Genomic DNA, 17,366 nt, shown 5'->3' on the forward strand with positions numbered 1-17,366 from the left:
GAGAACGGCTTTGGGGCCGGCCCTCCAAGGGCCGGCCCCAAAGCCGTTCTCACTTCCGGTGCCGGTTCAGCTGTGGGCGAGTCGTGGCACCGCGTCCAGCAGGGCGCGGGTGTAGTCGTGCTGGGGACTGCCGATCACCTCGTCGACCGGTCCCGCCTCCACGAGGCGGCCGGAACGCATGACCGCGACGATGTCGGCCACGTAGCGGACCACGGCCAGGTTGTGCGAGATGAACAGCATCGACAGGCCCAGTTCGGTGCGCAGGTCCCGGATCAGGTTCAGGACGGCGCCCTGTACGGAGACGTCCATCGCGGACGTGATCTCGTCCGCGATGAGCAGCTCCGGTTGGGCGGCCAGGGCGCGGGCGACGGCCACCCGCTGGCGCTGGCCGCCGGACAGCTCCCGGGGATACTTGTCCGCCGCGGCGGCGGGCAGCGCGACGAGGTCCAGCAGACGTGCGACCCCAGCTGTGCGTTCGGCGCGACGGACCTGCGGGCCGAGGCCCTCCGCGATGGAGGCGCCGACGGTCATGCGGGGGTTGAGGGAGGAGTAAGGGTCTTGGAAGACCATCTGGATGCGGGCCCTGTCGATGCCCGTGACCGTCCCTCTGCATGGGGTCAGACCGGCGACGGCGCGCGCGACGGTAGATTTGCCCGAGCCGGATTCGCCGACGAGGCCGACCACCGACCCGGCCGGCACCTCCAGCGAGAGGCTGTCGACGGCGGTGAACCTGCCGTAGCGGACTGTCAGTTCGGAGATCTTCACTGTGCCTCCCAGCAGGCAGCGTGGTGGCCCGGGGTGAGCTCGACGAGGGGCGGGCGTACCTGGCACCGGTCGGAGGCCAGCGTGCACCGCTGCGCGAAGGCGCAGCCGGAGGGGACTTCGGCGGGGGCGGGCTGGCGGCCGGGGATGGTGTCCAGGGGCCGCGTGCGGTCGGTTGACATGTCGGGCAGCGAGCCGATCAGCGCCCGGGTGTAGGGGTGGGCGGCCTCGGTGGCGAGCTGGTGCACGGACAGCTCCTCGACCACCCGGCCCGCGTACATCACTACGACCCGGTCGCAGAGTTCACTGACGACCGCGATGTCGTGCGAGATGAACAGGGCGCCAGCCCCGCTATCGTCGACGACCTCCCGCAACAGGCGCAGCACTTCGCGCTGCACGGTCACGTCGAGCGCGGTGGTCGGCTCGTCCGCGATGATCAGCTGCGGGGTGCCCATCAGGCCCATCGCGATCACGGCACGCTGGCGCATGCCTCCGGACAGCTCGTGCGGGTGCTGATCCGCGGTGGCCTGCGGTTCGCGGATGCGGACCTGGGCGAGGCGCTCGACCGCCCGTTCGTGCGCCTGCGCCTTGGTGGCACCGGAGTGCACGGTGGCGACCTCGGCGAGCTGGCCGCCGATGCGCAGGGCCGGATTGAGGGAGGCGGTGGGGTCCTGGAAGACCATCGCCAGGGACGAGCCGAGGAGCTTGCGCCGGTCGTGAGCGTTCAGGGTGTCGACGTTCGTGCCGCACAGCCGGTAGCGGGCGGCCGTCATCTGTCCCGGGTAGGGGACGAGTTGGCCGATCGCTGCGGCGGTCATGCTCTTGCCGCTGCCGGACTCGCCGAGCAGGCCGACGATCTCGCGGGCGCGGACGGTGAGCGAGAGGTTGCGCACGGGGCGTACGCCGCCGGGGAAGGAGACCGTCAGGTCGCGCACTTCCAGGACCGCGTCCTCCTCCGGTGCCTCCGTGGCCGGCTCTGCCTTGGTGGCGGTGACCGTGCCAGCGGTCTGCGGGGTGCGGGAGGCGGCCTTGGCGAACGCGTCGCCGAGCAGGGTGAAGCCGACGCCTGCGAGGGTGACGGCGACGGCGGGGCCGACGATGACGACGGGGGTTACGTAGACGTGTCCGAACGCCTCGAAGAGGAGGCGGCCCCAGTCGTACGACGGCGGCTGCACGCCCAGCCCGAGGAAGGACATCGCGGAGAGCCCGAGCAGGGCGCCGCCCATGGCCTGGGTGAGGTTGAGGATGAGCGGTTCGGCGATGTTCGGCAGGACGTGCCGGGTCAGTACCCGCAGGCGCGGCACGCGCAGCATGCGGGCGGCGGCGATGTAGTCGGCCTGGGCGATCGAGGCGGTCAGGGTGTGGGTGATGCGGGCGAACGTCGGCGCGAGCGCCACTCCGATCCCGAGCACCGCGCCCTGGGCTCCGAGCCCGACGATCACCGCGGTGAACATGGCCAGGAGCAGGGAGGGGAAGGCCACCAGCGCGTCGACGACACCGACCACGAACCGCCCTGTCCGGCGTGGCAGTACGGTCGGCAGTACGCCGAGCAGGATGCCGAGGGACGCTCCGATCGCGGTGGCCAGTGCCGCCAGTTCGAGGGAGAGGCGGGTGGCGACCAGGGTTCGGGCGAGGAGGTCGCGGCCCAGGGCGTCGGTGCCCAGCGGGTGCGCGGCGGAGGAGCCGGCGTTGATGGAGTCGGGGTCGAACCGGGTGGCTGCCTCGTCCCAGAGGAGCGGTGCGATGACCGCGAGGACGACCAGGACGGTGACCAGCAGGGCGCCGATGAGGGTGGTCGGGTTCTTCCATGTGCGGCGCATCAGTTCTCCTTGCCGGTGCTCAGGGCGGACTTCGGGTCCAGGGCGCCGAGAGCGAGGTCCACCACGAAGTTCACCGCGAGCACGATCGCCCCGTAGACGAGGATCACGGCCTGGGCGACGGGATAGTCCTTCTGCGTGATCGCCTCGACGGTACGAAGCCCGAGCCCCGGCCACGCGAAGACGTTCTCCACCAGCACGCTTCCGGTGATCAGCCCGCTGAGCAGCAGGCCGCCCATGGTGAGGGTGGCGGTCAGGGTGTTGGGCAGCAGGTGGCGCACGTAGAGCCGTCCGGCGGGCAGGCGCTTGGCGCGGGCCAGGCGCATGTAGTCGGAGCCGAGCTCGCGCAGGGTCTCCACCCGGGCCACCCGGGCGATCATCGCCGCGGGCCCGATGGCCAGAGCCAGCACGGGCAGTACGTACGAGGCGGGTCCGGTCAGGCCGGCGGGCGGAAACCAGCTCAGCCCGAGTGCGAAGACGATGACCAGGGCGAGCGCGTACAGGTACTCGGGGACGGCCACGGCCGCCCCGGTGAGCGCGCCGAAGGCGCTCTCGGTGCGTCGGCTGCGGCCGTTCTCCGTGCGTACAGCCCCCCACATGCCCAGCGGCACCGCCACCAGCAGCGCCACGACCGTCGCCAGCAGGGCGAGCGCCAGGGTGTTGAGCAGGCCGTCGCGGATGATGGTCGACACCGGCTGGGCGGAGATGAACGAGGTGCCCAGGTCGCCGCTGAACACGTCGCGGAGGTAGTGGACGAACTGCACGGGTATCGAGTCGTCGAGCCCGAGTTCGTCACGTCGCTGCTCGATGAGTTCCTTCGGCGCGGTGGGGCCGAGCATCTTGCGCAGGGGGTCGCCAGGGATGAGGTGGATCATCGCGAACGAGGCCACCAGCAATGCTGTCAGGGAGAGGGCGAAGCGGGTCAGGTGCCGGGCGAAGAAGCGTGGCGTCAGGGTGCGGGGACGCGCTCGCTCGGGAGCGGGCGCTTCGTGTGCGGGTGCGGGTGCGGCGAGGGTCATTGTCCGTCTCCGGTCATCCGGATCGAGGTCGGTTCGAAGAGGCCGGACATGATCCGGAAGGTGGAGTTGCGGGCCGCGACAGTTGCCGTGCGGTCCACGACCGGGACGATGTCGCCACTGCGCAGCAGGGCCTCCTCGGAGGCCCGCCACTGGGCGCAACCTGCACTTCCCGGGCGCTTGCCCGCCTCGGCGGTGAGCTGTTCGTAGCGGGTGTTGGTGAGGTGGGCGAAGTTCCCGCCGTCCGGGGTGAAGGGACCCGACAGCATGCCGAAGAGCTGGGTGGGAAGGGTGACCCCGAGCGGTTCCCAGATCACGTCCCAGTCCTGGGTCACCGTCTCCACGTCGGCGTACGCGGCGTCCACGACGCCCCGCAGGTGGACCTGGACGCCCACGTCCTGCCACGCCTGCGCCAGGTACTCGGCGGCGGCCGTGGCGGCCTCGCCGGACGAGGCCCCGTACACCATGCGGATGCTGAGGGGCTTGCCGTTCCTGGTCCGGGTGCCGGACGCGTCGCGCGGCCAGCCTGCGGCGTCCAGTGCCTTTTCGGCGGCTGCCCGGTCGGGTGCGGGCAGGTTGCCGGAGACGGTGTCCCCCGTGCAGGGCCGCGGGCTCTGGACGAGTCCGGTGGCCTTGCGCCCCGTTCCGCTGGAGGCGATGGCCCCCAACTGCCGCAGGTCCACGGCTTGGAGCAGTGCCCGGCGCAGTGCCGGATCCTGTCCGGGGTGGCCCTTGCCCTGGTGGAAGAAGAACTCGGAGGGGCCGATGGACTGCTCGGTGGTCCTCACACCGGGGATCTTCTGCATGCGGGCCCGGTCGGGGCCGTTGAGCATGGCCCCGTTGAGCTGGTTGGAGATCATCATGTTCGCCGCGGTCTGCTCGCTGGGCACCACCTTGAGGGCGAACGTGCTCGGCATCTTCGGGTCCTTGGCGTCCGCGCCGCCGGGGCCCCAGGTGTAGTCCTTGCGCAGTGCGTAGGTGTAGAGCTGGTTGGGCTTGGCCGAGGTCAGCTTGAACGGTCCGGAGCCGGACGTTGTACGGGCCAGGACGGAACGGTCCTTCAGCCCCTTGCCGCACACCAGGAACATGAACCGGGTGCTTTCCAGGATGAACGCGAACGGTTTGGGCGTGGACAGCGTGACCTTCCCGGCAGTTTTGTCGGCCTTCGCGGTCAGCCCCTCGGGGACGGTGACGCCGAGAGTCGGTGACTTCGTGGCAGGGTCGGTGAGGTGGCGCACGTTCTCCGCGACGGTCGAGGGCGTCACCGGGCTGCCGTCCGAGCAGGTCACGCCAGGCCGCAGGGCGAATGTGACGGACGAAGGGCTGACCTCCCAGCTCTGGGCGATGCCGGAGACGACCTTCCCGTCCGGTTCGACGTGGACGAGCGTGTCGTAGGCCAGGGACAGCGCCGTGTAGGTGGTGGTATTGCGGACCTGCGCCGGATCGAGCAGGCCGGGGTCTCCTTTGACGGCGAAGCTGAAGGTGTCACCACCGGCCGAGCCGGCCGACTGGGGACTGCCGCAACCGGCGGCCAGCAGCATCGCCGCGGTACACCACGCCGTACACCGTGCCGCCTTGCGCACACGTGTCATCGAGGGCTCCAAAGGGAAAAGGGGGGAGAAGGGTGTAGGGCCGTGAGTCGGCCGTGGAACCGGTGTGTCCGGTAGTGGCAGGTCCGTGACGGCGGCAGCCGACCGGGTCAGGCCCGCAGCGATTCGATCGCGGCCCGTGCCGCCTGCCCGATGGCGGCGTCGGCGCGGGGCTGCCGGCCGGCCATCGAGTGCGAACGCAGGAACACGGCGACGGCGTAGCGCCTGCCGTCGGGGTACTCGACGACTCCGGCCTCGTTGCGGATACCGAACTCGGTGCCGGTCTTGCCCGCGATCCGTACGCCGTCCTCGAACCCGGAGGTGAGCCGGTGCTGCCATACCTGCCGGCCCATCACGGCCCGTACCTCGGCGCATGCCTCGGCGGGCCCCGCCCGGTCCTGCCAGATCGCCGCCAGCAGCGCGGTCACCTCGCGCGGGGTGCTGGAGGGCACCCGTGCGGGGTCGCGCACGCTGAGCCGGCGGATCGTCTCCTCGTCGGCTCCGGCCACCCAGGTGTCGAAGTCGGCGTCGGGCGGCATGCACAGGTCGCGGCGTACGGGTACGTCCAGCTCCCGGCATGAGGACACCCCGAAGCCGGGGAAGCCGAGTGCGTCGAGGGTGGCGCGGACTTCTCCCAGCCCGACGACGTCCAGGAGCAGGTCGGTGGCCGCGTTGTCGCTGATCGACATCATCAGGTACGCCAGGTCCCGGGTGCTCAGCTCGATGTCGTACGCGCACCCGTCGCTGCCCGAACCCCCCATCCGGTAGGGGGCGGTGACCGTGTGCCGTGCTTGCCGGTCCAGGGCGCCGGAGGCTGCCTGGCGGGCGTACTCCAGCAGGATCGGCACTTTGAACACGGAGGCCAGGACGACGCGCTCGTCGGCGCGGAAGGAGACCTCGGCTCCGGTGGCGAGGTCGCGGGCGTGGAGGAAGCCGTCTGCCCCGGCGGCCTCGAATATCGAGGCTACGGAAGGGGGTGCGGCAACGGACGGGTCGGTGGTCATGTGTGCTCCTTCGGCGGGGGCGGCGTCAGGCCCGGAGGAAGTCGATCGCCGTACGGGCCGCGCGCCCGATCGCGGCGTCCGCCTTCGGCTGGCGGGAGGCCAGCGAGTGAGTGCGCAGGAAGACGGCGACGGCGTAGCGCTTGCCGTCGGGGTACTCGACGACACCGGCCTCGTTGCGGAGGTTCCACATGAAGCCGTTCTTGGCCGCGACCTTGATCCCATCCTCGAACCCCGCCAGGAGACGGTGCCGGGAGAGCTGGCGTGCCATCAGGTCGCGTACTTCGGCACAGGCTTGCGCCTGGCCCGCCTCGTCGCGCCAGATCGCAGCGAGCAGGCCGGTGACTTCGCGGGGCGTGCTCGCCTGCGCGGTCTGCGGGTCGAGGATCGACAGGGCGCGGATGCGTGCCTCGTCGACGTGTTCCAGCTGGGCGTCGATGTCGCCCTCGGGGTCGATGCCCAGTTCGGCCCACTCGTGGCCGTACAGCTCCCGCCCGGAGCCGACGGGAAAACCGCTGACGCCGAGCTCTTCGAGCGTGGACCGTACGCGGCCGGCGCCGACCAGGGAGAGCAGGGTGTCGGTGGCGGCGTTGTCGCTCATCGCCATCATGAAGTACGCCAGGTCGCGGGCGGCCAGCGTCACATCGTCCAGACATCCGTCGGTGCCGATCCCGCCGCCCTCCTTCTCGGCCACCCGCACGGTGTGCCGGGAGGCCCGGTCCAGGGTTCCGGCGGCGGCCTGCCGGGCGTACTCCAGCGCGATGGCGATCTTGCGTACGGAGGCGAGAATCACCGGTTCGTCGGCCCGGTAGGCGATCTCGGCGCCGCTGTCCACATCGAGGACGTGGACGAAGCCGTCCACCTCGGCATGGCGGAAAAGGGAAGGAAAGAGCGCTGCAGATGCGGGCGCTCGGGATGAGGAAGGTGCCGTCACGGCTGCTCCTGACAGATCGGGCCGGGGATTTTCAGCGCACCCGGGGCGTGGCCCGGCCGCTGTAGTGCACAAAGGAAGTGCCGTCGGGCCGCGCCTCGAAGACCACCGCGTCCCACAGCGATGCCTCGTCGAAACGGCCGAGGAAGGTGCGCTCACCGACCGCGGTCAGCGCGAACTCACGCAAGGGGGCCAGCCCTTCAAGGGCTCCGGTGGGCTCGGTCCGCAGCCACAGCTCGCCGTCCTGCACGGACGCGGTGATGCGGCTGCCGGCGCGTTCGTACACCCCGGCGTAGCATGCGGGCTCGATGGCGACAGGTCGCGCGGGTGGGGCCGGTGACGGCGGGACGCTCACCCCGGCCAACTCGGCGAACAGCTCGCAGGCGAGGGCGTGCTGGAACTCGAAGGTGCGCCCGCCGTTAGTCAGCAGCGCGACCACCGTTTCGGTGCCGGGCAGCACCCACAGCATGGCGTGCTGCCCGATGGTGTCCCCGCCGTGGAAGGCGACCTGCTGTCCGTCCCAGGTGGTCAGTCCCCAGCCCAGTCCCCACTGCTGGGCGTCGACATGCGGGTTGGGCACGTCCACCTGCGGTGCACGGAGCAGCTGTGGCCCGGCCAGCAGTCTTCCTGGCTGGAGATGAGCGAGACCGAACGCCACCACGTCGGCGGCCCGCGCACACACCAGCCCGGCCGGGCCGATGGACCGGGGCAGCCCCCACGTGGTGACCGGTGTGCCGTCGTCATCGTGGCCCAGAGCGGCGGCGAACCGCAGCGCTTCTTCGGGCAGAGTGCAGGTGTGGGTCAGCCCAAGCGGCTCGACGATCTGTGTGCGCAGTGCGTCGTCCCAGCGCAGCCCGGTGAGGTGCTCCACCATGCGGCCGGCGACGACGAATCCGGCATTGCAGTACGACTGCCCGTCTCCCGGAGCGAACAGCTGCTCCAGCTCGGCGCATGCGGCGACGTAGTTCTCCAGGCAGTCGTCACCGCGCCCGGTGTCGACGAACAGGTCACCGTCGATGCCTGAGGTATGGGTCAGCAGGTGCCGGACGGTGATTGCGCTCGTCGCTCCGGCGTCCCGTACGCGGAATTCCGGCAGCAGGTCCGCCACGGGGGTGTCCAGATCGAACCGTCCGGCTTCGACCAGGAGCATGATCTGCGTAGCCGTCCAGACCTTGGTGATCGACCCGATCTGGAACAGGGAATCGGCCGTCACGCGTGCGCCGGTGGCCCGGTTCAGGACTCCGGCGGCGAAGGAGTGGCTCTGTCCCCGGTGGTGTGAGAAGGCCAGCGAGGCACCCGGTATGCCGAACTCGGCGGCCAGCGCGGCCAGGCGGTGGTGCCAGTGGCTGTAGTCGGCAGGAGACGTCACGAAACCGTCCTTGAGACGAAGAGGGAGCGGCGAGATCGCCACACTATGGCTGTATGTCGTCGCTGCTCATGGCTGTGGAGACGAAAGAGCTGGGCGGTATTCGTCTGTAGCTACGAAGACGTGTCAGGCCGGATCGCAGAAGCCCCGGCCGTCTGCTTGCTCGAAGACCAGCCAGGTACGGGAACTCCGCACCCCGGGCAGTGCCTGGAGTTCTTGCAGGACCACGTCCCGCAGCGCCTCGTTGTCAGGAGCCCGCACCAGGACCAGCACATCGAACTCCGCCCCGACCAGGGGGAAGTGATCCACATAGGGCACGGAACGCAGCGCCGCGCACAGGGAGCGCCAGGCAGCCTGGTTGATGGAGAGCGTGATGTAGGCAGTGGTGCCCAGCCCGACGCGAGCCGGATCGATCCGGGCGGTGAACCCGCGGATTGTCTTCTCCGCCAGCATCCGCTCGATCCGGGCGTACGCGCCGGCCCGGGAGATGTGCACGCGCTCGGCCAACGCCCGCACCGAGATGCGGCTGTTGCTCACCAGCTCCGTGAGCAGAGCACGGTCCGTTGCGTCCACCGACGGCTCCCGCCGGTTGCGTTCCGGTGCCTGGGGCGACTTGGGCATGACTTCATCCTTCTGCCGGACGGTCCCGCTCCACCGGCGGGCGTCTGCGCATCGTGCGCGACCGGCTCGCAGGGTGGGTGGTAGGGGCGTACGAACAATCCGGCTCTCACTCGTCACCTACGACGAGCGGTGCGCCCCACTGCGGTGCCTAGGGTGAGGGCACCGGCCGTCGGCACCCCTGCCGTATCCGGCCCGTCCGTGCCTCGCACTTCGTGCGGGAGGAACGCCTCTTAAGGTCCCGTGGGAGATGAACATGCCGTTGCTCGACGTTGACGACTGCGCTCTGGTGGTCATCGATGTGCAGTCCGACTTCTATCCGGCCAAGCGGCTGGACGTCGACCGCCTTCGGCTGAACGAAACCGTGCAGCGCATCGCATGGATCGCCGCAGCCGCCGCGGAACTGAAGGTGCCGACCGTGGTGACGGAGGAAGAGCCCGACCACAACGAGCGCACCGAACCGGCCATCGTCACTGCCCTCGCGGCCGATGCGCAGACCTTCCCGAAGAACGCCTTCGCCGTGTCGGACAACCCGGCAATCGCCGCCGGTATCGAAGGAACCGGGCGCCACACCATGGTCCTCGTCGGGTTGGAGACCGACATCTGCGTCGCCCACTCCGCCCTGCGACTCCAGAAGGCGGGCAAGCGGGTGGTGGTCGTGGACGATGCCACCTTCTCCCCGGGCCCGGCCCACCCGGCGGGCCTGCGACGGCTGACGGCTGCGGGCATCGAGACGCTCTCCACCAAGGAGCTCTTCTACGACTGGGTACGCACCATCGAGCGCGCCAACGCTTTCCACCGGGCCACCCCGCACCTTCCGGTCCCGCCCGGCCTGCGCTTCTGACCCGCCTCTGCCAGGGGCACGAACGTCCGCCCGCACGCGTCTTCACCAGGACGCTCCGGGCGGAAGCTCGGGGGAGACGGCCTGGCGGCGACACCTTCCCACCGGAGCGTGTCGCCGCCAGGCCACCCGCGCGACCGAGGCCGCCATCGAAGTGTCCTGGGCCTCAGCTCTCCCTGCCGGCCTCCGGCACCGGGTCGGGGAGCAGGCGCAACTGCAGCATCAACGCGAAGCGCACGGACGGGTCCCCCAGATCGGTCTCCGCCACCTCCGCCACCCGCCGAATCCGGTACCGGAACGTGTTGGGATGCACAAAGACATTCGCCGAGGCGGTCGGGATCTCCCCGAAGGCGTCCAGCCACGCGCGCAGCGTCTCCACCAGATGGGACTGGTGCTTGGCGTCGTACGCGACCAGCCGGGCGACGGGAGTCAGCGGTTCGTCGCCGTACAGGGCCACCGAGTCACGCAGCTCCAGCAGCAGCGTGTCGATGTAGACGTCTTCGATCGCAGCGACACGCCTGCCGGTGCGCCCGCTCAGCAACACCCGCAGAGCCCGGTCCGCGCTGGTCCGCGAGCGCCCCAGCGCCGAAGGTTCGGTGGCGACGGACCCGATGCCGATCACCGCCCCCGGACGACGGCCCGTACGCTCCATGAAGTTCCCCGCGATCTGCGAGGCCCGCTGCCGAGCCGCCTCCGGATCTCCGGGCACGGGGACGATGGCATACGCGACATCTCCCAGAAGCGCGAGAGCGGACCGGGGCTGCACCGCGTTGAGATGGATGCCCAGGGCGCTGGTGAGCCGCTGCCGTTCCGCCGCGACATGCGCATGGTCCCCTGACTGGGCGGACAAACCCATGGCCATCACCACGGTGGGCTCGTTCACGAAACCGAGCCGGTCCAGTGCCTGCGCCGCCCCCGCCCCGCCCTCCAGCACCGTGCTTACCAGGTCGGCCCGCAGCCGGTTTTGCGCGTCCGCACCCGCCCGGTGGCGCAGCAGGTGCAGGGCAACCAGCTTCGCCGCGTCCTGAAACGCCTGCTCCCGGTCGGGCGTCAACGGCTCACGCACCGCGGCCCACACCGACCCCAGGAACTCATCCCCCGCACGCACCGCCACTGCCACCCGAGGTATCGCGGTCTCCCCCTCCTCGATGGTCGCCGGCGCGATGTGCACGGGACGGTCGCTGCGGTACAGCTCGCCAAAAACTCCCCGGCTCTCCAGAATCCGCAGGTACCCGTTCGGCACCTGGCGCGCCAGGATCGTGGCCACCCGGGACTGGTCGGCTTCGTCCTGCCGGCCGGAGAAGGCCAGGATCCGCGAACGCCGGTCCTCGATCGTGATGGGCGCATCCAGCAGCGTCGCCACGGCATTGGCCAGAGCGAACAAGTCCCCCGACGGAACGCCGCCCAGCATCTCCACCCCGGCGTCTCCCACATCCCCCTCCGTGAGCAACGTCCGCAACAGAGCAGTCAGTTGCGACCACGAGGCACCCTGCGTGACAGTGATCAAAACCACCCCCGACTCGGCCGAAACCGCGGCAAGGCTCTCGCTCCATTCCACCGGACCACGCACCACGAGAGCAGCCACACCGTGGAGACTCAACTCACGTAGCAGCCGGGAGATCTCCTCGGCCCCGTAAACGGCCACGCCCAGGACGATCGCCTGGGGCGGATAGGAGACCTCGTCTCCCGGATCATGAATGACCACGCCCCCTACGTTGTCGGCCAAGCCCGGATCTCCGTGCACAAGGTCCAGCAGGGACGGACCAAGATCTTCGAGTACACGGCTCAGGCTCGTGCGGGGACCTATCGGCATCTCACTGATCACCACCTCAGGCTAGGGCGATGACTATGTCTCGGGTTCGTGCCGAGAGACAAGATCAAACGGGAAATTCGTGCCTGCTCACGATACGGAAGAGGAAATGGCCGCGCTCCAGAGACAGGGGCGCGGCCAGCGTCATAAGACAGGCAGAGAAACGACAGGTCACGGCCGCTCGGCATGGCAGGGGACCTGAGATCCCACAAAACGGGTCACGCTGCACGGCCTGTCGAAGCAAGTGCGGGCCCCCACCAGGCCTCCGCCGTCTCCCACTCGCCAGAACGCCAGGGCGTGCATCCGTCAGCGAGGGCGGGCGTCCTGGTAATCACAGCACAGGGCTGCGAAACGTGCCTCCAGGACCTCGCGCTGCTGCTCCGGGACACCGGTAGCAGGGTGCAGGAGGTACACGTCGCCACGGGAGTGGATAAAGCCCACGCGCTCAGGGTCACCTGCGACGGACCCGCAAAGAACGCGGCTGCCGCAGCCACCGCCCGCGTCGAAATCCCCCGCGACACCGTCCTCGCAATCGACGACTACCTCCCCCACCGCGTCCACGTCCCCGAAGCCGGATCGCACCCCGACTCCGGCCCTCTGTTCACCTCCAAGAACGCCCCCGCGGACAGGCACCCACTCCCGGACCTGCCCTCGTCCGCATCCTCGACCGTCGGCGTCTTGGAGTCGGCGAAGTCAACGTGGGCTGCCTCGATGGCTTCGGGGTACGCCTCTCGCTCCTCGTGCTCGGCAAGCGCGCGATAGATGCTCGCGACGCTGGGGGCCTGGCCCCTGCGCTTGCCGGTGGGTTGTCGGCACCGAGTACGTGACCGACGGTCGAACTGGGCCGTTGTGTCGGTGGAACGCCACCGCCACAACGCGCGCGAAAGGACCGGCCGCGATGCCAACAGCCCACCTCTCCCACGAAGACGGAACCGTTGAGGAAGTCCTCATCTTCGACGGGCAGATCTGGGCTGAACACGCCGACGGCTCCCGCTGTACCCGCACGGGCAGGGGAAAGCACCGGCAGCGGCCGCTGGACCCGCGCTGCCCCGGGCGCGCCGGCTATATGGCTCGCTGCCGCTACTGCGGGTGGAAGGCCGAAGGGAAGGCGTACGCACCTCTGCGGGCGGAGACGAAGCTGCACGCGGAGGCTTGCGATGCCCAGAAGCCGTACATCATAACGGCCAAGGAATGGGTCGAAATGGGCGGCGGGTCCGCTCCCCGCCCACCATCCGGCTGCCGCTACACGCGCGCCGCCCTGAATGCGGCGGCGGCAACAGCCGAGTTGCGGCACATCCCGGCATGGACCGACGAGACCTACCGCTACGCGTGGGTGGCAATCCAGAACTTGATGACTGCGCTCGGCACACTGGACCCCACCGCCCGACAACTACTGGCCCCCGCCGTCCGCGCCTTTGGTGTGCTCGACGCCTACATGGAGCACACCAAAGGCGCACACCCTCTGCCCGTACGGACGACACGGTGACTGCCACCCGGCAGCGGTGGACCGTTACTCGACCGGGAAGTCCTCGATGCAGAACGGGGTAACCGTCAGGACCATGCCGAGCCTGCGGCTCAGCAGGTCTTCGAACTCCTCGTGCCGGGAGCGATCGCTGTCCCACGGTCCGCCTTCATCCGTGAGGGCCCAGTACGAGTCCGTGTCGGGAACCTCGATCCATAGGCCCACCCTGCGCCTGTCACGGCGGTCGAGTACGACCGAGACGAACCTGCTCTTCCTGATGGCCCTGTGCACATCGAGCGTCACGCGATCAGCGAGCGTCCCGGGCAGTCCACGAGCTCGCCCCAGAGGTCCCGAGCGGGTTTTTCGACTTGGGTGTGGCTCTCCCTGAGTGAGAAGGCGTGAAGCCTGTTCCTGGTGGCTGCCTGATCCCGGTCGGGAAGGCTGTGTGATCATGTCCGCATGACGGCCGGTCGGATCATCTTCCTCAACGGAACGTCCAGTTCAGGGAAGTCGAGCATCGCCCGGGAGCTCCTCGACATCCTGGACGACGGCGTCTTCTCCCTCTTGGCGGTCGACAGTTTCAACGCCATGCGTACGAAGCGGGACCTCGCGCAGGAAGACCTCGATGCCGTGCTGCGCCGGACGAGGATGGGCTTCCATCGTTCGATCGGGGCCATGGCCGAGGTGGGCAATGATGTCATCGTCGATCATGTACTGAGCGAGCCGTGGCGGCTGATCGACTGTCTGACCGTGCTGCCCCCGGAGGATGTGCTGTTCGTCGGTGTCCGCTGCTCACTGGACGAACTGGTCCGCAGGGAAGAGGAACGTGGTGATCGTCCCTTGGGTCTTGCGGCGCTGCAGTACGACCTGGTCCATGAGCATGGTGACTACGACGTCGAATGCGACACCAGCTCAGCGGACCCGCGCACATGCGCCGAGTTGATCAAGAAGTTCCTCCCGTGTCGGCCGACGCCCACCGCCTTCACCCGGCTTCGCGCGCGGCTCCTGTGAAGTTCGTTCAGGCTGTCAGGAAGTAGTCGGCCTGGGCGGGGCGAGGATAGAGACGTGCATGCTCTTCGTGCAGGTGATAGCGCCAGTAGGCGGTGAAGTTGCCGTTACTGATGATCGCGCGGAGCTGGAGAAGAGCTTCGGCCCCCGGCACGCTCCAGCGGCTGCCGGTGATCGCGAGACGGTCGGCGACCAGGTGCCTGGCGGGCTCCCTCGATCACGCCGCTGCCGATCGGCCAGCCCCGGGCGAGAGCCTGGTCGTAGTGGAGAAAATCGCGGTTGTTCTGCAGGTAGTTGACCGTCTTGTCGACGGCCGCGCGCTGGTCACCGGCCAGCTCGTGACGCTTGGTCTCTGCCCGTGGCACCAGCTCTGGACCCGCTCCACTCACGACATCCCGCTCGGCGTCCTACCGGAAGTCATTGCGGCCCAGCGTCAACTCAACCAGCTCGCCCGCCAGCACCGGCAGACCGGGCGAGCCCTCGACCTGGCACTGAAAATCGTCGAGGACTGGTCCGCCTCCGGCATGCCGATCGACCTCGGGAAGGAGTGGACCGATCGCCTCGACCGCATCGAGGCTCTCGCCGTCAGCAAGAAGATCCCAGCTGAGGACCGCAGTCACCTGGCGACATTCCCCGAGATCGTGGTGCTGACGCACCTGATCCTCGACTCGCCCACCACCGCTCCGGATCCCAAGGAGCTCTACCTGACAACGACCGCCGAGCTGAGCCGACGACTCGCGCGGATCTACACCACCCTCGGAACCCAGGCCCCCCTCTACCGGAGATTCTGCCTCTTCCCCGAACGAGACTTCCGTGAGGACGGGCTAAGAACCCGTCCTTGAATCTCAGGTGATCTCGCTCGTGTGCCTCGTTGGAGTGCGCAGTGCACACCGGGCATTCGGGCCTCAGAGGTACGCCAGGGGCTTTGCGGAGAGCTTTTGGGTGCTTCGTGCGCTGTGGCGGTGCGCCTTTGCGGTTTGGGTCGGTGGGCGGATTCTGCCCTTACCGGGCGGGACGGAGTTCCCTTTCACGGCCATGGGGTCGTGCTCCGACCTGGCAGGGGGTGGGCATAGTGCCCAGTACGGAGAAGGTCGGCAGCGTCAGCGTCGAGCGGTACGAACGGATCGTGGAACGGCTGCGTGAGGCCGTCGAAACGATGGCGAGGAGCCAGTTCATTATCGGCGACGGCGCGTTGGAGGTCGCCCCGATGCAGGAGCACGGCGGTCGGTCGGTTGGGGACGACCTGTTCGGGGTGGCGGCATGGCTGCACCGGCTGTCAGAGGACACCAACGTTCCTTACAACACGATCAAGGAGTACCGGTGGGTGGCCAGCCGGTGGCCCGAGCGGCACCGGTGCCCCGGGGTGGCGTTCAGCACGCACCAGACCCTCGCGGCGATCTCGGATCATGAGGAACGGTGGTCGGCGATCAGGAATCCGCCGCTGGACGAACGGTCCGGCAAGCGGCGGTGGACACCGGAGACGTCCCGGCAGCGGGTGGGCTACCACGGGCCGGGCCCCGAGACGGTGCAGGAGAAGATCGAGGCCGTGCACGACCTGGTAGCCGACGAGCAGGTCGCCACCCAGGTCGCGACGGATCTTCTGCGGCGTCCATCGGTGGCGTTCAAGGCCATGACCGACGACACGGCCCGTCACCAGGTCAACCACGCCCAGGTCGAGCAGTCCCGCCAACTACGCGAGGTGCATGAACAGCAGCTCACCGGCACCGAGGAGCCGTTCGAACCAGCCGTGCGGCGGATCAATCACGCCCTGGAGTTCCTGGACCTGGTCGGTGCCTGCCAGCGGTTCGTCGCGGCCACGGGCCGGATCGTGCCCTCGCTGCGCGAGCGCCCTTTCTCCGACGACGAACGCGAGACCGTGCACCGCAACGTCGACCGGGTGCGGGCCACCTGCGAGTGGATCCTCACCGCCGTTGACACCGGGCAGGTCGACGTCGACGAGGAACTGGCAAAACTCCTGCGGGGCGAGTAGGAATGCCCCGGTCACGGCGCCGGGGCGACGCGGCACGCGATCACGCCGAAGCTATCTGGCGGGCGCTCATGCAGGCCCGCCCGGCCGGCCTGCACATGCCGCAGCTGACGCGTGCCACCGAACTCACCCGCAGCCAGGTCTGTTCGGGGATGGCGATGATGCGCGACATCATCACGGAGAAGGGATGGCCACCAGTGATCTACACCCGCGCTGACGGCTACCAGTTCACCGCCGACCCGAACGAGCTGGAGACCTACGAGACCACCCGGGTGCACACGCTGCTGACCGAGGTCCGCCGTCTGATCACCGGCACCATCGCCCCGCACGCAGCCCTGGACCCGCAGGACAAGCGGGTGAGGCACATCGTCGCTCAGCTCAACTCCGTCGAGTCCACTCTCGACCTGATCGCCTGAGCGGACGGGAACCGCATGCGCCGGCGCCGCTACCCCTCCGACACCACCGACCTCGAATGGATCCTCATAGAGCCCTTGTTGCCGGTGCCTGCCTGCCAGACTCCGCGCGGCGGCCGACCGGAGGCGCACCCGCGGCGCGAGATCGTCGACGCCCTGCGCTACCTCGTCGACACCGGCTGCAAATGGGCCGCTCTGCCGCAGGACTACCCGCCCTTCAAGACGGTGTTCGGGTTCTTCACCCGCTGGTCCGCCGCAGGTGTCTTCAACCTCATCCGCGACCAGCTGCGACGCCGGATCCGTCGCGCGATGGGCACGTCCCCGAACGCCTTCTTCGACGGTCACGGCGTCACCCACTCTGCCACCGTCCTGGCGGCGTGGCTCACGCTTGGCCTGGTGCTGTGCCTGGTCGGCCACCTGCGCCGCCGTCCTCCCGCTACCGTCGAAGGCAGGGACGAACAGCGGGCCCTGCACGCGACGGTCTGACTCCACAGCACCCAGCTACCGGGGACGTCCCCCGCCCGCCACCACGGGAAACGGGTTCCTTAGGGTGATCCACATGGACAGTGCCGCCACTGATCACTTCGACACCAGCCGGTTCCAGGCCAGCCGCAACCGGCTGGCCTCGCTGGCGTACCGTCTCCTCGGCTCTGAACCTTCCCCTTGTTCCAGGACACCTGGAGACTGGGACATGAGGTTCCAGAGGAAGTAGCACCAGGTGGGAAGCAAGTACACGAAGCGGTAC

At 69.1% G+C, this 17,366-nt stretch carries 16 protein-coding genes and 1 pseudogene; 7 read left to right on the forward strand and 10 right to left on the reverse strand.

Going from position 1 to position 17,366, the window contains the following annotated elements; all coding sequences use genetic code 11:
- Positions 1 to 66: 66 nt before the first annotated feature.
- The 8 genes from ACIA73_RS39355 to ACIA73_RS39390 all read right to left on the reverse strand — a co-directional run bounded on the left by ACIA73_RS39355 (position 67) and on the right by ACIA73_RS39390 (position 9,103).
- Positions 67 to 765, reverse strand: coding sequence for an ATP-binding cassette domain-containing protein (locus tag ACIA73_RS39355; protein WP_399443791.1), 699 nt, complete (start codon positions 763 to 765; stop codon positions 67 to 69).
- The gene (locus ACIA73_RS39360) at positions 762 to 2,582 is read right to left on the reverse strand and encodes a dipeptide/oligopeptide/nickel ABC transporter permease/ATP-binding protein (protein WP_399443792.1); all 1,821 of its coding nucleotides are present in this window, start codon (positions 2,580 to 2,582) and stop codon (positions 762 to 764) included. The genes ACIA73_RS39355 and ACIA73_RS39360 overlap by 4 nt, the downstream gene beginning before the upstream one ends.
- Positions 2,582 to 3,598 (reverse strand): ABC transporter permease, encoded by a 1,017-nt coding sequence (locus tag ACIA73_RS39365; RefSeq protein WP_399443793.1) that lies wholly within the window; start codon positions 3,596 to 3,598, stop codon positions 2,582 to 2,584. Before ACIA73_RS39365 ends, ACIA73_RS39360 begins: the two co-directional genes overlap by 1 nt.
- Positions 3,595 to 5,187, reverse strand: coding sequence for an ABC transporter substrate-binding protein (locus tag ACIA73_RS39370; RefSeq protein WP_399443794.1), 1,593 nt, complete (start codon positions 5,185 to 5,187; stop codon positions 3,595 to 3,597). Before ACIA73_RS39370 ends, ACIA73_RS39365 begins: the two co-directional genes overlap by 4 nt.
- Positions 5,188 to 5,294: 107 nt before the next feature.
- Complete coding sequence (locus ACIA73_RS39375; protein WP_399443795.1) at positions 5,295 to 6,188, reverse strand: serine hydrolase; 894 nt, start codon at positions 6,186 to 6,188, stop codon at positions 5,295 to 5,297.
- Positions 6,189 to 6,213: 25 nt separating this feature from the next.
- A complete protein-coding gene (locus ACIA73_RS39380; protein ID WP_399443796.1) occupies positions 6,214 to 7,047 on the reverse strand; it encodes a serine hydrolase in 834 nt (277 codons plus the stop codon).
- A 103-nt stretch (positions 7,048 to 7,150) separates the two neighbouring features.
- Positions 7,151 to 8,485, reverse strand: a complete 1,335-nt coding sequence (locus ACIA73_RS39385; RefSeq protein ID WP_399443797.1) for a serine hydrolase domain-containing protein — start codon at positions 8,483 to 8,485, stop codon at positions 7,151 to 7,153.
- Between the two features lie 123 nt (positions 8,486 to 8,608).
- Positions 8,609 to 9,103: an Lrp/AsnC family transcriptional regulator gene (locus tag ACIA73_RS39390; RefSeq protein ID WP_399443798.1), complete on the reverse strand. Its 495-nt coding sequence runs from the start codon at positions 9,101 to 9,103 to the stop codon at positions 8,609 to 8,611.
- Between the two features lie 253 nt (positions 9,104 to 9,356).
- Between ACIA73_RS39390 and ACIA73_RS39395 the strand changes: the two genes are divergently transcribed.
- Complete coding sequence (locus ACIA73_RS39395) at positions 9,357 to 9,944, forward strand: isochorismatase family protein (RefSeq protein WP_399443799.1); 588 nt, start codon at positions 9,357 to 9,359, stop codon at positions 9,942 to 9,944.
- A gap of 163 nt (positions 9,945 to 10,107) precedes the next feature.
- Here the strand turns inward: ACIA73_RS39395 and ACIA73_RS39400 are convergent, their stop codons facing one another.
- On the reverse strand, positions 10,108 to 11,766 hold the full coding sequence (locus ACIA73_RS39400; protein WP_399443800.1) for a PucR family transcriptional regulator: 1,659 nt from the start codon (positions 11,764 to 11,766) through the stop codon (positions 10,108 to 10,110).
- Positions 11,767 to 12,649: 883 nt separating this feature from the next.
- Here ACIA73_RS39400 and ACIA73_RS39405 point away from each other — a divergent pair.
- Positions 12,650 to 13,237: a hypothetical protein gene (locus tag ACIA73_RS39405; protein WP_399443801.1), complete on the forward strand. Its 588-nt coding sequence runs from the start codon at positions 12,650 to 12,652 to the stop codon at positions 13,235 to 13,237.
- A gap of 24 nt (positions 13,238 to 13,261) precedes the next feature.
- Here ACIA73_RS39405 and ACIA73_RS39410 read toward each other — a convergent pair whose 3' ends face one another.
- Complete coding sequence (locus ACIA73_RS39410) at positions 13,262 to 13,516, reverse strand: hypothetical protein (RefSeq protein WP_399443802.1); 255 nt, start codon at positions 13,514 to 13,516, stop codon at positions 13,262 to 13,264.
- 156 nt (positions 13,517 to 13,672) lie between these two features.
- On the opposite strand from ACIA73_RS39410, the gene ACIA73_RS39415 reads away from it, so the two are divergent.
- The 5 genes and pseudogenes from ACIA73_RS39415 to ACIA73_RS39435 all read left to right on the forward strand — a co-directional run.
- Complete coding sequence (locus ACIA73_RS39415) at positions 13,673 to 14,224, forward strand: chloramphenicol phosphotransferase CPT family protein (protein WP_399443803.1); 552 nt, start codon at positions 13,673 to 13,675, stop codon at positions 14,222 to 14,224.
- Between the two features lie 260 nt (positions 14,225 to 14,484).
- Entirely contained in the window at positions 14,485 to 15,063 is a 579-nt protein-coding gene (locus ACIA73_RS39420; RefSeq protein WP_399443804.1) for a hypothetical protein, read from the forward strand.
- A gap of 230 nt (positions 15,064 to 15,293) precedes the next feature.
- A complete protein-coding gene (locus ACIA73_RS39425; RefSeq protein ID WP_399443805.1) occupies positions 15,294 to 16,211 on the forward strand; it encodes a DUF6192 family protein in 918 nt (305 codons plus the stop codon).
- 2 nt (positions 16,212 to 16,213) lie between these two features.
- Positions 16,214 to 16,624: a RacP protein gene (locus ACIA73_RS39430; protein ID WP_399443806.1), complete on the forward strand. Its 411-nt coding sequence runs from the start codon at positions 16,214 to 16,216 to the stop codon at positions 16,622 to 16,624.
- Between the two features lie 15 nt (positions 16,625 to 16,639).
- A pseudogene (locus tag ACIA73_RS39435) lies at positions 16,640 to 16,990 on the forward strand (transposase); the annotation flags it as partial.
- Positions 16,991 to 17,366: the final 376 nt, after the last annotated feature.

This window comes from Streptomyces sp. NPDC051561, from assembly GCF_044454195.1.
In the GTDB taxonomy this organism is placed as follows: domain Bacteria; phylum Actinomycetota; class Actinomycetes; order Streptomycetales; family Streptomycetaceae; genus Streptomyces.

Excerpts from the sequence above, each read along its gene's own strand:
- ACIA73_RS39405 (WP_399443801.1), top strand. The coding sequence starts at position 12,650 with ATGCCAACAGCCCACCTCTCCCACGAAGACGGAACCGTTGAGGAAGTC.
- ACIA73_RS39415 (WP_399443803.1), top strand. The coding sequence starts at position 13,673 with ATGACGGCCGGTCGGATCATCTTCCTCAACGGAACGTCCAGTTCAGGG.
- ACIA73_RS39370 (WP_399443794.1), bottom strand. The coding sequence starts at position 5,187 with ATGACACGTGTGCGCAAGGCGGCACGGTGTACGGCGTGGTGTACCGCG.
- ACIA73_RS39375 (WP_399443795.1), bottom strand. The coding sequence starts at position 6,188 with ATGACCACCGACCCGTCCGTTGCCGCACCCCCTTCCGTAGCCTCGATA.
- ACIA73_RS39395 (WP_399443799.1), top strand. The coding sequence starts at position 9,357 with ATGCCGTTGCTCGACGTTGACGACTGCGCTCTGGTGGTCATCGATGTG.
- ACIA73_RS39390 (WP_399443798.1), bottom strand. The coding sequence starts at position 9,103 with ATGCCCAAGTCGCCCCAGGCACCGGAACGCAACCGGCGGGAGCCGTCG.
- ACIA73_RS39360 (WP_399443792.1), bottom strand. The coding sequence starts at position 2,582 with ATGCGCCGCACATGGAAGAACCCGACCACCCTCATCGGCGCCCTGCTG.
- ACIA73_RS39430 (WP_399443806.1), top strand. The coding sequence starts at position 16,214 with ATGCCCCGGTCACGGCGCCGGGGCGACGCGGCACGCGATCACGCCGAA.
- ACIA73_RS39365 (WP_399443793.1), bottom strand. The coding sequence starts at position 3,598 with ATGACCCTCGCCGCACCCGCACCCGCACACGAAGCGCCCGCTCCCGAG.